The organism is Cyanobacterium sp. T60_A2020_053, assembly GCA_015272165.1.
In the GTDB taxonomy this organism is placed as follows: Bacteria; Cyanobacteriota; Cyanobacteriia; order Cyanobacteriales; family Cyanobacteriaceae; genus Cyanobacterium.
This window is the reverse complement of the sequence record JACYMF010000033.1, coordinates 26,395-39,662: the sequence shown is the minus strand read 5'-3', so window position 1 is coordinate 39,662 and position 13,268 is coordinate 26,395. Positions and strand designations below refer to the sequence as shown.

General features: G+C 39.4%; 9 protein-coding genes and 1 CRISPR repeat array (1 of these 10 running past the window's edge). Of the genes, 4 read left to right on the top strand and 5 right to left on the bottom strand.

The window, feature by feature from the left end; all coding sequences use genetic code 11:
• Positions 1–59 precede the first annotated feature (59 nt).
• The 3 genes from IGQ45_05375 to IGQ45_05365 all read right to left on the bottom strand — a co-directional run bounded on the left by IGQ45_05375 (position 60) and on the right by IGQ45_05365 (position 3,318).
• Positions 60–254 (bottom strand): DUF4926 domain-containing protein, encoded by a 195-nt coding sequence (locus IGQ45_05375; protein MBF2056653.1) that lies wholly within the window; start codon positions 252–254, stop codon positions 60–62.
• Entirely contained in the window at positions 241–1,503 is a 1,263-nt protein-coding gene (locus IGQ45_05370) for a competence/damage-inducible protein A (GenBank protein ID MBF2056652.1), read from the bottom strand. Before IGQ45_05370 ends, IGQ45_05375 begins: the two co-directional genes overlap by 14 nt.
• 216 nt (positions 1,504–1,719) lie before the next feature.
• Positions 1,720–3,318, bottom strand: coding sequence for a GUN4 domain-containing protein (locus IGQ45_05365; protein MBF2056651.1), 1,599 nt, complete (start codon positions 3,316–3,318; stop codon positions 1,720–1,722).
• A gap of 302 nt (positions 3,319–3,620) precedes the next feature.
• Here IGQ45_05365 and clpP point away from each other — a divergent pair, with 302 nt between their 5' ends.
• The 4 genes from clpP to IGQ45_05345 all read left to right on the top strand — a co-directional run bounded on the left by clpP (position 3,621) and on the right by IGQ45_05345 (position 7,971).
• Entirely contained in the window at positions 3,621–4,205 is a 585-nt protein-coding gene (gene clpP, locus IGQ45_05360; GenBank protein ID MBF2056650.1) for an ATP-dependent Clp endopeptidase proteolytic subunit ClpP, read from the top strand.
• Positions 4,206–4,331: 126 nt separating this feature from the next.
• Positions 4,332–5,897, top strand: coding sequence for a S8 family serine peptidase (locus IGQ45_05355; GenBank protein MBF2056649.1), 1,566 nt, complete (start codon positions 4,332–4,334; stop codon positions 5,895–5,897).
• Between the two features lie 256 nt (positions 5,898–6,153).
• Entirely contained in the window at positions 6,154–7,638 is a 1,485-nt protein-coding gene (cobQ, locus tag IGQ45_05350) for a cobyric acid synthase CobQ (GenBank protein ID MBF2056648.1), read from the top strand.
• Between the two features lie 3 nt (positions 7,639–7,641).
• Complete coding sequence (locus IGQ45_05345; GenBank protein MBF2056647.1) at positions 7,642–7,971, top strand: DUF565 domain-containing protein; 330 nt, start codon at positions 7,642–7,644, stop codon at positions 7,969–7,971.
• A gap of 67 nt (positions 7,972–8,038) precedes the next feature.
• On the opposite strand, the gene IGQ45_05340 is transcribed toward IGQ45_05345, so the two are convergent.
• Positions 8,039–9,754 (bottom strand): ammonium transporter, encoded by a 1,716-nt coding sequence (locus tag IGQ45_05340; GenBank protein ID MBF2056646.1) that lies wholly within the window; start codon positions 9,752–9,754, stop codon positions 8,039–8,041.
• 127 nt (positions 9,755–9,881) lie between these two features.
• The gene (locus IGQ45_05335; protein ID MBF2056645.1) at positions 9,882–10,919 is read right to left on the bottom strand and encodes an NAD-binding protein; all 1,038 of its coding nucleotides are present in this window, start codon (positions 10,917–10,919) and stop codon (positions 9,882–9,884) included.
• Between the two features lie 259 nt (positions 10,920–11,178).
• Positions 11,179–13,268: a CRISPR direct-repeat array (repeat unit 37 nt; unit sequence GTTTCAGTCCCCTTACGGGGAAAAAAGGGTTTCTGAC); it runs 6,963 nt beyond the window's last position.

The window sequence follows — 13,268 nt, the reverse complement described above, 5'->3', positions numbered from 1 at the left end:
CGCCCCTTTATAAGCCCCGTCTCCCGTTGATTTGAAGTGTCTTTTTTTTGTTGTCAAATTCAACGGGAGTCCTCTTTTGACATTTTTAAGATAGGACATAAGGCGATGGTTTCACCGTAGTTATTGCAAAATTCGATTTCAAAAAATCCGTCTTGATAATCTTCAATGATTGCGCCTTGCTCACCTTTTTTGAGATTTCTTTCTGGTATATCAGTTAATAATTCAACAACATCAAATAAATTAGGTTTTATCATTTTTTTCTTTTGATAATAAGCGCCGTAATTGATCTAATGCCCCTCGCGCCGCCAAATAACGAATCAAATTACGATCACGATTGACACCGAAAGTATGACGATAGCTATAAACAGCGCCCTCCGCCGAGGCAATACCCATGTAAACTAAACCCACAGGTTTATCCTCACTACCGCCATCAGGTCCAGCAATACCCGTAATAGCAATACCCCAACTACTACCTAATTTTTGCATTACCCCCACCGCCATTTGTTCGGCGACGGGCGCTGATACTGCTCCATGCCCTTGCAAAATGTCCTCAGTAACCCCTAGAAGGCTCATTTTAACCTCATTACTGTAGGCAATGACTCCCCCCACAAAATAAGCAGAACTACCGCTCTGATCAGTGAGGAGTGCGCCTAATCCGCCTCCTGTACAAGACTCTGCCACTGCCACCGTTTCCCCCCGTTGCCGTAATAAATCGCCCACCACCGAAGCGATGGTATCCTCATTACTGCCAAAATAGTCATGTCCAGCGATAGTTTTAATTTCTTCTGCCACTGGTTTAATTAAATTTTCTGCTTCTTCTTGGCTAGGCGCAAGGGCGCTGACTCTTAGCTTTACCTCTCCATGGGAGGCGTAGGGCGCTACCGTGGGGTTAGTTAAATCAAATAAATGAGTTACTTTTTCCGCCAATGCTGACTCACCAATACCTCGAAACCGCATCATTTCACTGTAAATGACCGATTTTCCCCAACCCTTACTTTTCAAAAAAGGAATCGCTGTATCTCGCCACATTTGCTTCATTTCCGAAGGCACTCCCGGAAAGGTCAAAATAATCAAATTATCCTTTTCCCATATCATGCCGGGCGCTGTACCTGTGGCATTGGGCAGAATTTCAGCGCCCTCCGCCACTAATGCTTGTTTGCGATTATTTGCCGTCATTTCGCGCCCTCTTTGGGCAAACTTTACTTCAATTTCCTTTAAAATCTCCTCTTTTTCTATTAAAGGAGTATTAAAATAACTGGCGATGGCTTCGGTGCTTAAATCATCAGGAGTAGGACCTAATCCGCCCGTAAAAATCAGTATAGATGATCTACTAATGGCAGTATTAATAACTTGGTGAATGCGCTGTATATTATCACCGACTACCGTTTGATAATAGTGAGGGATACCTAAACTAGCTAATTCTTGAGCTAAAAACTGACTATTGCTGTTGAGAATATCACCTAAAAGAATTTCAGTACCAATACAAATAATTTCTGCTGTCATAAAAACAATGGGCAATTGATAATGGACAATGAATAATTGATAATTGACAATTGATAATGGACTATTGATAATGAATGCAGAATTTAGAATGTGAAATTAATTGTTTTCTAAATTTTATTTTCTCATCTCCTCATCACCTCTACCCCTCATCCCCCTTTCTCCTAATCTCCTCTGCTTCCTCTGCTTCCCTTTCTTCCCCTTCTCCCTCTGCTTCTCCTAAATATTACAATCCATAGCGCGCGCCATCAAAGTATAAATACCCCGTTCGAGGATGCCTGAATTTGCTAGACTAGGAAGATGACCGAGGGGGGCGCTGAGATCATAAATTAAGCTATCTTTAAATAACCAGATGCCTTGCGAGCGCCACCCCAATTTATCCCCAATGTTATCCCAGATTTTTTTATCATAGTTTCTTTTTCCCCCTAAACTTTGATATATTCTTTTTTGTACGGAAAAACCAAATTTTCCTTGACTATATTTTACCCATAGTTGATCTATGGTGCTAAAGTCTTCACAGGGAAATTGTGCCATGGTATTACGATCAATCCAACCACTACTACCTTTTTTGACTACTTTTAACATCAATTCATTAGTTTTATGGTCCGCCTCTGCCCATTTTTCAGCTTTGAGTAACTCCTCCAGCGCCCGATAATCCATACCTACGGCAGAAGGTAAGGAAATATGATCAGGTTCAATTACCGTATTAGGGGAAGAAATTACCGTTTTTACTTCTTCAATATTTTTGAGATTATTTTGAGATATTTCCGCAAAAAAAGTCGCCACTACTTTCTGTTGTTGTGGCGGTAAAGAATTACCGATAAATCTTTCCGGGGCAAAAGGATCATAATTACTACTTGCAGTAGGGGGGGCTATAGTGGCGGTTTGAGATGGTTTTTCCTTAGTTTTACTACGTTTCTTGGGCAGGGGAGGAAGGGGTAACAGTGGTAAATCTGGTTCGGTTTCCGTTTCACTTTCAAACTCGATGGCATTGAGAGTAATTTCATCAGATAATAACGTTAACCATTCCCCTACGGATTGAGGGCGCGCTTCCGCTTCCAATTCCATGCCCTTGATAATTGCTTCACAGGTGCGATAACTAATGTCTGGGTTATGTTGTTGTGGGGAAATCAGAGCCATACCTTGATTCCGAAATTGTGCAGGGAAGGGAATTTGTAGGGTTAAAACATAGTAAAGGGTGGCGGAAAGGGCGTAAACATCCGTATAAGCGCCCCTCCGCGCACTCCTGAGATACTGTTCAAGGGGAGCAAATCCTTCTGTTCTTGAGTTAGTATGGATTTGAGTTTGATCTGTGACAAATTCTCTCGCTAAACCGAAATCAATCAATACCGCTTCATTGGTTTCTTTTCTAATCATGATATTAGCTGGTTTCACGTCTCGATGTAAAATCCCACGCTCATGAATATAGTTGAGGGCGCTGGCAATATCACTAATATATTTAATCGCTTCTTTTTCCGCTAATTTACCCTGTTTTTTGGCTACCGTCTCTAAATTACCACCATCGATATATTCCATCATCATGCACCATAATTCTCCTTCTTGACACACATCATCCACTCTAATGACGTGAGGATGAGAACATTTAGCTAAACGGAAAGCCTCTTGGATAAATCTTTCTTGATGTTTTTTAAAATTAGGTTGAGCTTGAATGGTAGCGTTAAGGGTTTTAATGGCAACAGTACCATTATTTTTAGTATTTTTAGCCCGATAAGTAATACCAGCGCCCCCCGCCCCTAATACTTTTTCGATGACATATTTTCCTTTCTGGATAATTGTACCTGCTTTCCAGTAACTCATGGTGCCAATGTGTAGGAGTTAACCATTTTAGTTTATCAAAATCCACCCACTTCGATACGTCTTTGTTTTGGAAAGGGAAGGGGACGAAAAGTTAGAATTTAGAATTTAGAATTTAGAAAGTAAAGTTAGTTCAATATTTTTTAGTAATATTTTATTTATAGTGAATTGTTTAGCATTCTACATTCTTCATTCTTCATTCCTTCTACTGTCAATTGTCCATTATCAATTGTCCATTGTCCATTGCCTTTCGGATGTGTCACAATCTTACAATAAGAGCATAATAAGGATAGAAAAATATGGCAATAGTACCCACCGTTGTGGAAACCTCTGGTAGAGGTGAGCGCGCTTTTGATATTTACTCTCGTTTATTACGAGAAAGAATCGTTTTTTTAGGTCAACAAGTAACCGATGAATTAGCTAATTCTTTGGTGGCTCAACTGTTACTATTAGAAGCAGAAGACCCAGAAAAAGATATTTATATGTATATCAATTCCCCCGGCGGTTCTGTATCGGCTGGTTTGGGTATTTTTGATACCATGAATTTAATTAAACCTGATGTTTGTACTATCTGTGTCGGTTTAGCTGCCAGTATGGGTGCTTTTTTGCTTAGTGCGGGCGCGAAAGGTAAACGCATGAGTTTGCCTAACTCTCGCATTATGATTCATCAACCGTTGGGAGGGGCGCAAGGACAAGCTACGGATATTGAAATTCAAGCTAGAGAAATTCTTTATCTGAAAAAACAACTTAACCAATATATGTCAGATCATACTGGGCAACCGCTAGATAAAATGGCAGAAGATACCGAAAGAGATTTCTTTATGTCAGCGCCCGAAGCCGTTGCTTATGGTTTAATCGATCAAGTGGTGGAAAAAGTTCCCAAGTCTTAAGTTATCCTGCAAAATTGATTGTATATAGACAAGGGGCTAACAAGGGGCTTAAGCCCTTTGCCTTCCTCTGTTATCATAGCTTTGAGAAAAATAAAAATCACAATTAATTTTGCTTACCCACTTAACATGAAATTGCCATTGATTTGTTTAGGAGGGTTAACTCCTCTTTTTCTTCTGGGGTTGAAGGTTAGCGCCCTCCCCCTTTCTTTATCATCTCAAGGTATTGATGTACTTCGTTTACATCAAGCGCCCTTCAACCTGTCAGGACAAAAAATCGCTATTGGGCAAGTGGAAATCGGGCGCCCTCCCCAATTTGGATGGGATAAATTATCCCCTTTCATGCGCCCTTTAGCTTTGATTCGAGCTTTTCATCGTCATGATGTGGCGTTACCTAATCAACATCTTGACGGTCATGCTTTAATGGTGGCTAGGGTGATGGTGAGTCAAGAAAAAAAATTTATAGGGGTTGCCCCCCGTGCTAATCTTTATTCGGGCGCTATTGGTTCTTTGCGCGATGCCTCACAACCGGAAGAATGCCAAACTTTACAACATATCGCCCAACAAAATAACCAAGATATTCGTGCTGTTAATCTGAGTTTTGGGGAATCTTTGGCACGGGATGAGCGCCCTTCACCCCGTTTAGATGGTAACGGTTTATTTACTCAATGTCTCGATTGGTCTGCACGGGTTCATAATGTAGTCTATGTGGTTGCTGGTAATCAAGGGCGTGGAGGTATTCCTATCCCTACGGATAATTACAATGGTATTACAACTGCTTATAGTATGCAGGTAGATGGGGTATTTAGAAAAGTAGATTTTGCCAATTTGAGTGCGCCGCCGAAGGGCGCTGATAATGAGTTAATTGCTGGAGAAATTAACAGCGATGAGCGTATTGGAGTGGGTTTACTCGCGCCCGGCAACAATATCCAAATATACGACATTGATGGGAAATTAAAAAAAGTGAGGGGGACAAGTTTTGCAGCGCCCCATGTCACTGCTTCGGTGGCATTATTACAGGAAGCCGGAGATCGATTTTTTCGAGGTAAACAGTGGTCAAATTTGGATCATCGTCGCAGTGAGGTAATGAAAGCAATTTTGCTCAATAGTGCCGATAAAATTCAAGATTCTGGTAATGGTGATTTATTGGGCATGACAAGAACAGTTTTAACTCAACACAATGACACTTGGTTAACCAGTGATGCCTATTTATCCCCTCAAATTCCTTTGCATCGGGCCATGGGCGCTGGGCATCTCAACACCTTTCGAGCTTACCAACAGTTAGAAAGTGGGCAATGGCATCATCAGCAACCTATTCCCTCTCAAGGTTGGAATTATGATCAAATTCAGGCTAAAAATAATCATGAATATGATTTACAATCACCTCTTACCATGGGCAGTTATGTTGCCATTACCCTTGCTTGGCATCGTTTAGTTACATTAAATGACCTCAATAATAACCAAGTTTATGACATCGGCGAGAGTTTTGCTGATCAAGGTTTAAATAATCTCAATCTATACCTAATTGATGCTAACTCAGAAGAAGTTGTTTGTAGTTCCATTAGTAAAGTAGATAGTGTGGAACACATTTTTTGCCCCATTGTCAATACAGGTAAGTATAAAATTAGGGTAGAATTTGCTGATCAAGTTAATGAAAATCAACAACCTTACGCCCTTGCTTGGCAAACTAAATAATTATGAATTATGAATTATGAGTTATGAATTATGGAAGAATAAAGGTTTTAAAACCTCGTATTTTAAGACGTAAGCACATTTACAGCAGTTTTCATTTCCTTAAACTACACTTTGGATTATTGCAAATATTATCTTTGCGTCTTTGCGCCTTTGCGAGAAACAAAAAACGTGGTTTATTCACTTGAAATGAGCTGTAATGGTATTCAATGGTAAGTTATCCTTAAATTTACCTTTGCCCTTTTAACTTTGCCAAAAAATGAAAGCAATTATGGTGGTGGGTACAACTTCCCACGCAGGAAAGTCAACTCTTGTGGCTGGTTTGTGCCGTTTATTTTGGCGCAAAGGTTGGTTAGTGACGCCTTTTCAAGCCCAAAATATGACATCTAATGCCTATGTCACCACCAGTGGAGGGCAAATTGGTTATACCCAAGCCTTTCAGTCTTGGGCTAGTAAAACTGTGCCTAGGGTAGAAATGAATCCTATTTTACTTAAACCTCAAGATAATAACACTTCTCAACTTATTCTCCGAGGTGAGTTAATCGGTATCATTGATAATCAGGTATATGCTCAAAATTATTTTGATTTAGGTTGGCAAACTATTACCGACTGTTTAAATATTTTAGGACAAGAGTTTGATTTGGTAATTTGTGAGGGCGCTGGAAATCCTGCGGAAATTTATCTCAAACATCATGATTTAACTAATATGAGGGTGGCTACTCATCTTCAAGCTGATACTATTTTGGTGGCTGATATTGAGCGCGGTGGTGCTTTTTCTAATCTTGTTGGTACACTTGAATTACTAGAAATGGAGGAGAGAGCGCTGGTAAAGGGTATAATTATCAACAAATTTAAAGGTGATGTCTCGTCACTTGATTCTAGTATTGAGCGGTTAGAAAATCTTACTAATATTCCTGTTTTAGGTGTTTTGCCTTGGTTTGACGATACCTTACCTTTTGAGGATTCTCTTAGTTTATTGAATCAATCAAATAAGGTTCAGAATGCTGATGTAAAAATTAAAATTATTAAGTTACCAAATATTTCTAATTTTACTGATTTTGACCCTCTTGAAGCTGAAAATAATGTCTTTATTGAATACATTAATCTTGATGATGACATTGGTTATCCTGATGCGGTAATTATCCCCGACACAAAAACGACTATGGCTGATTTACGGGCGCTGGAAGCTAGTGGTATGAAAAGGAAAATTCAAGAATATGAAAGGGCTGGAGGTACTGTATTTGGTATCTGCGGTGGTTATAAAATGTTAGGTCATAATATTCTTAATCCTGATCATTTTGAGGAGGAAATATCTTCTCTTGAAGGGCTAGATTTGTTGCCTATTGAAACTATTTTAAAATCTGAAAAAATTAGTCGTCAAAGGGAAGTTTTTGCTAATTATCCTCAAGCAAATTTTCCGGTAGATGGCTATGAAATCCATCAAGGTTATACAGAGTTGATTACTCCTTTAGCTAAACAGCGTAAAATAAAATATTATCCTTTTTTCGATGATCCTAGTTTAGGTTTAGTTAATGAAAATTTGTCGGTGTGGGGTTGTTATTTACATGGTATATTTGATAATGGTGCTTGGCGAAGGTCATGGTTAAATTATTTGCGTCACAAACGAGGTTTATCTTCTTTACCCACAGGAATTTCTAACTATCGTCATCAAAGAGAACTTTTGATTGATAGTTTAGCTGATTTTGTTGAGCGTAATTTGAATTTAGAAAAAATTTGGGTTTAATTCATGCAAGAAACTAGATTAAATTTACTTTTAAGCCGGTTTATTAATCAAATAACTGGATTTTTTATTAATCCTTGGCGTCGATTTTCTTTAAATATAATTTGTCTTTTTTTAGGTTTTTTTCTTGCTTCTGCTATTGCCGCAACGGTGGGGCAACAAACTCGTTTAGATATTACTATGGCTCTTTTTTTTACTGCTTTTGTGGAGGGCGCTAGTATCTTAATTTACCGCAATCGTGACTCTAATAATCCTCTTTGGCGCAGCACTCTAAATTCTTTAAAAATTGGTTTAATTTATGGTTTAGCTTTGGAAGCACTTAAATTAAATTCTTAGAAACTGTTTGAAAAGTTCTGATTTTTATTGTTGATTTATTCCGTAAATTTTGCTCATCAATTATCAATTACTTATTGTCTATTTCAAGATCATGGAGAGAGGTAATAGTAATAATTTTTTTTAGAAAATTAGTGAGGTCAACTAAACTATAATTACTGTGAATTTTAGCTTCCAATTCTGCAGAAATTTCTCCAAAACAAAGATTTAAAATATCGATGATGGTTTGTTGCAAAATATTTTCTTGACTATATTTCGGTAAACTTTCCCCCGTAAATTGTGACAACTGTTGTTGTTGTTGATTAATAATTGTCATCATTTTTTGTAAAGCCTGAGCCAAAATACCTAATTCATCCGGGCGCTGGGAAAAAACATCAAAATCAAGAGGGGAAAACTGTTCATTTTCCACGGCAGATACCACCGTAGCCGTAACCGTGTATAACTCCTCTAAAGATTCCATATTTTGGCGGTGATTGTCTTCTAAGGCATCCATCACATCATTGTAACGGGTGGCAATATGACCCACTTCCGTGAATGGTTCGACGGGCGCCCTCAACGTCAAATCTTGAGTTTTTGCCTGTACATCCATAACATGGAATAGTTCATAAGTATCAGTTCGAGCTTCATGTTCAGCCATATTTAAGCCCATTTGTTCTGCCTCACTACTAACCCTTAAACAGAAAAAAGAATTGAGAGGTTTAAGCACAAGCCAACTCAAGCCAAAACCCCAAACCATGGCAACAGCAACCCCCAGAAACTGAATTAATAATAATTGCCCTCGATAAAAACCAGTGTCAATTAAACTTAAATCGCCAAATAAAGCTACACAGAGGGTTCCCCATAATCCAGCGCCCCCATGCACAGCCACCGCATCCACTGCATCATCAATTTTTCCCTTCAAAACAGTTTGAGAAACCAGTTTTGTCACCCCAGCGCCCGTCACCCCAACAATAATAGCTAAAGGACTAGCAATAATATCGCAACCAGCCGTAATCGCCACTAATCCAGCAATAGAGCCATTAATTAAATCTTCCACCTCCACCCTACCTAGTTGTAGTTGATTTAAAATCATCGTTGCCACCATACCTCCTACCCCAGCCAACACCGTATTAAGAATAATTTTCGGGACTTGACTATTAAAAGCAAGTGTACTACCACCATTAAACCCTAACCACCCTAACCACAGTAACAGCGCCCCTAACACCGCAAAAAGTAAATTAGCCCCTTGAATTTTTCTCGGCTTACCCTTCTCATCAAATCGACCTTCACGAGAACCAATAATGGTTAAAGTGGCAAAACTAACCCATGCTCCCATACCATGAACAACTGTACTACCAGCAAAATCAAGAAATCCTAACTGCTTTAACCAACCTTGCTCATTCCACACCCAATGACCAAATAAAGGATAGATCAATCCTGATACCATCACTACGATGAAAATATAAGCCAAAAATTTTACCCTTTCGGCAAGGGCGCCGGAGATAATCGTGGTGGCAGTGCCACAAAACATCGCTTGGAATAAGAAAAAAGTAATTAAATCAGGTTGATTAGTGCCAGAAAAAAAGAAACTATCACTTCCTAACCACCCCCCCTGAGAAATACCAAACATAATGCCAAAACCAAAACCCCAAAACAGAATCACCGAAATGCCAAAATCAGCCAAATTTTTAACAGCAACATTAATACTATTTTTAGAGCGAGTTAACCCCGACTCTAAACACATAAAACCACCTTGCATCAAAAAAACTAAGCCCGTACATAATAGTATCCAAAGTTGATCAATCATGAATTATGAATTATGAATTATGAATTATGAATTATTATTTCTCCTGTTTGCCATTAGTTTGTTGCTTACCTTCACTTATTCCTTACCATCATTAAGGTACTTTTTCAGCACCCCCTACTGATACAAACTAATTTAAAAGGCGATTAAGTCGGTAATAACGGGCAAATTGGGGTAAATCCGTTTGGCGCCCCAACACAATCAAAACATCACCCTTATTTAACATCAAAGTTGGCGAAGGATGACTAATCAACTCACCGCTATAACGCCTAATTGCCACCACCAAAAAAGCGCCCTTCCCCCTGATTTCTAGCTCCTTGATCGTTCTTCCCACTAAAGTAGAAGTATCAGCGAGGGATAACTCCTCGATTTGTATTTCCAACTGTTTTAGTAAATCATTAAGATAATTTTGCTCCTCTGGGTGTTGAAAAAAATCATTAGTATTAGGTGTAGTGATTAAATTTGCCATTCTCATGCCACTGACAGAAGCAGGTAAAACCACATGATTGGCGCCGGCTAAACGTAATTTTTTTTCAGTGCTAGATAATTCCCCTCTGGCGATAATAACTAAATCAGGGTTTAACTCCCGTGCCGTTAAAGTGATAAAAACATTACTAGAATCACTGGCTAACACCGTTACTAAAACTTTTGCCCTCTCAATACCCACCTTAGTTAAAATATTTTCATCCGTAGCGTCTCCCTCTTCCGTTAAATAATTACATTTTCTCGCTACCTCAATTACTTCACGATTGTAGTCAACAACGACAAAATTTTCAGCCACTTCTTCTAACTGTTGTGCTAATACTTGTCCAATATGTCCAAAACCGCAAATAATGACGTGATTTTCTAGGCTAGAAATGGTTTTGCGTTCTTTTTGGGCAGAAAAAGCCCGATTAATTTCCCCCTCTGTAATCATAGAAATAAAGCCTCCCATACCATAGATAGCCGAAGATGTCCCAGCAATAATAACGCTAATGGTAAAAATTCTTTCTGCTGGTGTTTGTATGGGTTTAACTTCCCCATAGCCCACGCCAAAAATGGTAATTACCACCATATAAGTTGATTCTAGCAGTGTCCAACCAAACATCATGTAGCCAATAATGGCAGTGGCAATAGTAAATACAAAAAATATTGAGCCGGTGATAATTCGATTAAAGGAATTTTGCATTCATTGATCGATCCAGTAACAACATCAGACATTCCACAGCAATATTATCTATTTCTTTATCACTTAATTGTTTAATGGGATACTTATTTTCCGTCAAACTTCGATGTAAGGGTATTTTCTCATTCAATCTGAAGTCATTAGTAACTTTCACTCCCCTTATGAAGAAAAAAGGGTTTCCGACATACTAACTAAGTTATTATCTGTAACAGTAACGTCACCACTATTATTATGAATAACAATAAACGCAAAAGTAAGAGTAGAGAGAGTCCCCTTACGGGGAAAAAAGGGTTTCTGACCACATGTCCTATCATTTCATTTCCTAATGTATCTGTAAAAACAGTTTCAGTCCCCTTACGGGGAAAAAAGGGTTTCTGACGCGTGCCGAGCTTGAGCCAGTAGCCGCGTCCGGGTTTCAGTCCCCTTACGGGGAAAAAAGGGTTTCTGACAGACGTAGCTACACTGAAAAGTTAGAGTATTGGTGAGTTTCAGTCCCCTTACGGGGAAAAAAGGGTTTCTGACCGCTACTGCTCTTATACTAACCGTTGGACAACAATTGGTTTCAGTCCCCTTACGGGGAAAAAAGGGTTTCTGACCACGTTTAGGGTATTCAAAAAACATGCCTTCAATAAGTTGGTTTCAGTCCCCTTAGGGGGAAAAAAGGGTTTCTGACGGAATTGAAAACAGAACATGGATTACTGAGTCCAATGTTAAGTTTCAGTCCCCTTACGGGGAAAAAAGGGTTTCTGACATTGTGCCTGTTGCTGAGGTTGCTGAGGTTGCTGAGGTTGTTTCAGCCGTACAGGTTTTGTTTCAGTCCCCTTACGGGGAAAAAAGGGTTTCTGACCTGATCCTAATCAGATTCATGGTCAAAGTTCTATTTGGTTTCAGTCCCCTTACGGGGAAAAAAGGGTTTCTGACATTTTGCTGCTTTATTAAGCAGTGGGAAGTACAGCTACAGTTTCAGTCCCCTTACGGGGAAAAAAGGGTTTCTGACGAATATAATTATGCAATTTGTAAGAATAGAACACATCTATGTTTCAGTCCCCTTACGGGGAAAAAAGGGTTTCTGACATTATAAAATCTTCCGTTTCTAAATAAATAAAGGGCGTTTCAGTCCCCTTACGGGGAAAAAAGGGTTTCTGACGGAAAGGAAATATAAAAAGAATTGAAGGTACGAATGCAAGAGTTTCAGTCCCCTTACGGGGAAAAAAGGGTTTCTGACCTTGATATAAACCATCGGTGAGAGCATCGTCGTTTCAGTCCCCTTACGGGGAAAAAAGGGTTTCTGACCTTATTAGATGCGTGTGTGTTTGCTTGGCGTGTTCTTTGTTTCAGTCCCCTTACGGGGAAAAAAGGGTTTCTGACCACCTCATTGGTATCTGGGAACAATACCTCTTCATAATACTGTTGTTTCAGTCCCCTTACGGGGAAAAAAGGGTTTCTGACCAGGATATGAAGTTGTAGGTGATTTTCTACAATATAATTTCGAAGGGTTTCAGTCCCCTTACGGGGAAAAAAGGGTTTCTGACTTTGGAATAAAAATTAGACATGATTGACCCTGGCACTAACGTAGTTCCCAGTTTCAGTCCCCTTACGGGGAAAAAAGGGTTTCTGACCTAAAAGGTTTAGATGGTAGAGCTGCTGAAGCTAAAATTAAGGAACAACGTTTCAGTCCCCTTACGGGGAAAAAAGGGTTTCTGACCTTCTGAGCAGAAAACTACTTTTAACAACCGAAAGAAAAGATAAGTTTCAGTCCCCTTACGGGGAAAAAAGGGTTTCTGACCACAGGATATGCACCTAGTGACTTAATCGGACAAGCCTTAGGTCAGGTTTCAGTCCCCTTACGGGGAAAAAAGGGTTTCTGACGGTACTTAGTAACTCTGGTTTTGAAGATACTTTTTTACCCAAAGAGTTTCAGTCCCCTTACGGGGAAAAAAGGGTTTCTGACCTAAAAGGTTTAGATGGTAGAGCTGCTGAAGCTAAAATTAAGGAACAACGTTTCAGTCCCCTTACGGGGAAAAAAGGGTTTCTGACCTTCTGAGCAGAAAACTACTTTTAACAACCGAAAGAAAAGATAAGTTTCAGTCCCCTTACGGGGAAAAAAGGGTTTCTGACCACAGGATATGCACCTAGTGACTTAATCGGACAAGCCTTAGGTCAGGTTTCAGTCCCCTTACGGGGAAAAAAGGGTTTCTGACGGTACTTAGTAACTCTGGTTTTGAAGATACTTTTTTACCCAAAGAGTTTCAGTCCCCTTACGGGGAAAAAAGGGTTTCTGACCAGTTAGTAGAAATGAAGTGGGAAGTAGTATATTGGATGAGTTTCAGTCCCCTTACGGGGAAAAAAGGG

What these genes read in the sequence shown, in the direction of transcription:
- IGQ45_05375 (MBF2056653.1), bottom strand. Translation starts at nt 254, where the DNA reads ATGATAAAACCTAATTTATTTGATGTTGTTGAATTATTAACTGATATA.
- IGQ45_05370 (MBF2056652.1), bottom strand. Translation starts at nt 1,503, where the DNA reads ATGACAGCAGAAATTATTTGTATTGGTACTGAAATTCTTTTAGGTGAT.
- IGQ45_05365 (MBF2056651.1), bottom strand. Translation starts at nt 3,318, where the DNA reads ATGAGTTACTGGAAAGCAGGTACAATTATCCAGAAAGGAAAATATGTC.
- IGQ45_05355 (MBF2056649.1), top strand. Translation starts at nt 4,332, where the DNA reads ATGAAATTGCCATTGATTTGTTTAGGAGGGTTAACTCCTCTTTTTCTT.
- cobQ (MBF2056648.1), top strand. Translation starts at nt 6,154, where the DNA reads ATGAAAGCAATTATGGTGGTGGGTACAACTTCCCACGCAGGAAAGTCA.
- IGQ45_05345 (MBF2056647.1), top strand. Translation starts at nt 7,642, where the DNA reads ATGCAAGAAACTAGATTAAATTTACTTTTAAGCCGGTTTATTAATCAA.
- IGQ45_05340 (MBF2056646.1), bottom strand. Translation starts at nt 9,754, where the DNA reads ATGATTGATCAACTTTGGATACTATTATGTACGGGCTTAGTTTTTTTG.
- IGQ45_05335 (MBF2056645.1), bottom strand. Translation starts at nt 10,919, where the DNA reads ATGCAAAATTCCTTTAATCGAATTATCACCGGCTCAATATTTTTTGTA.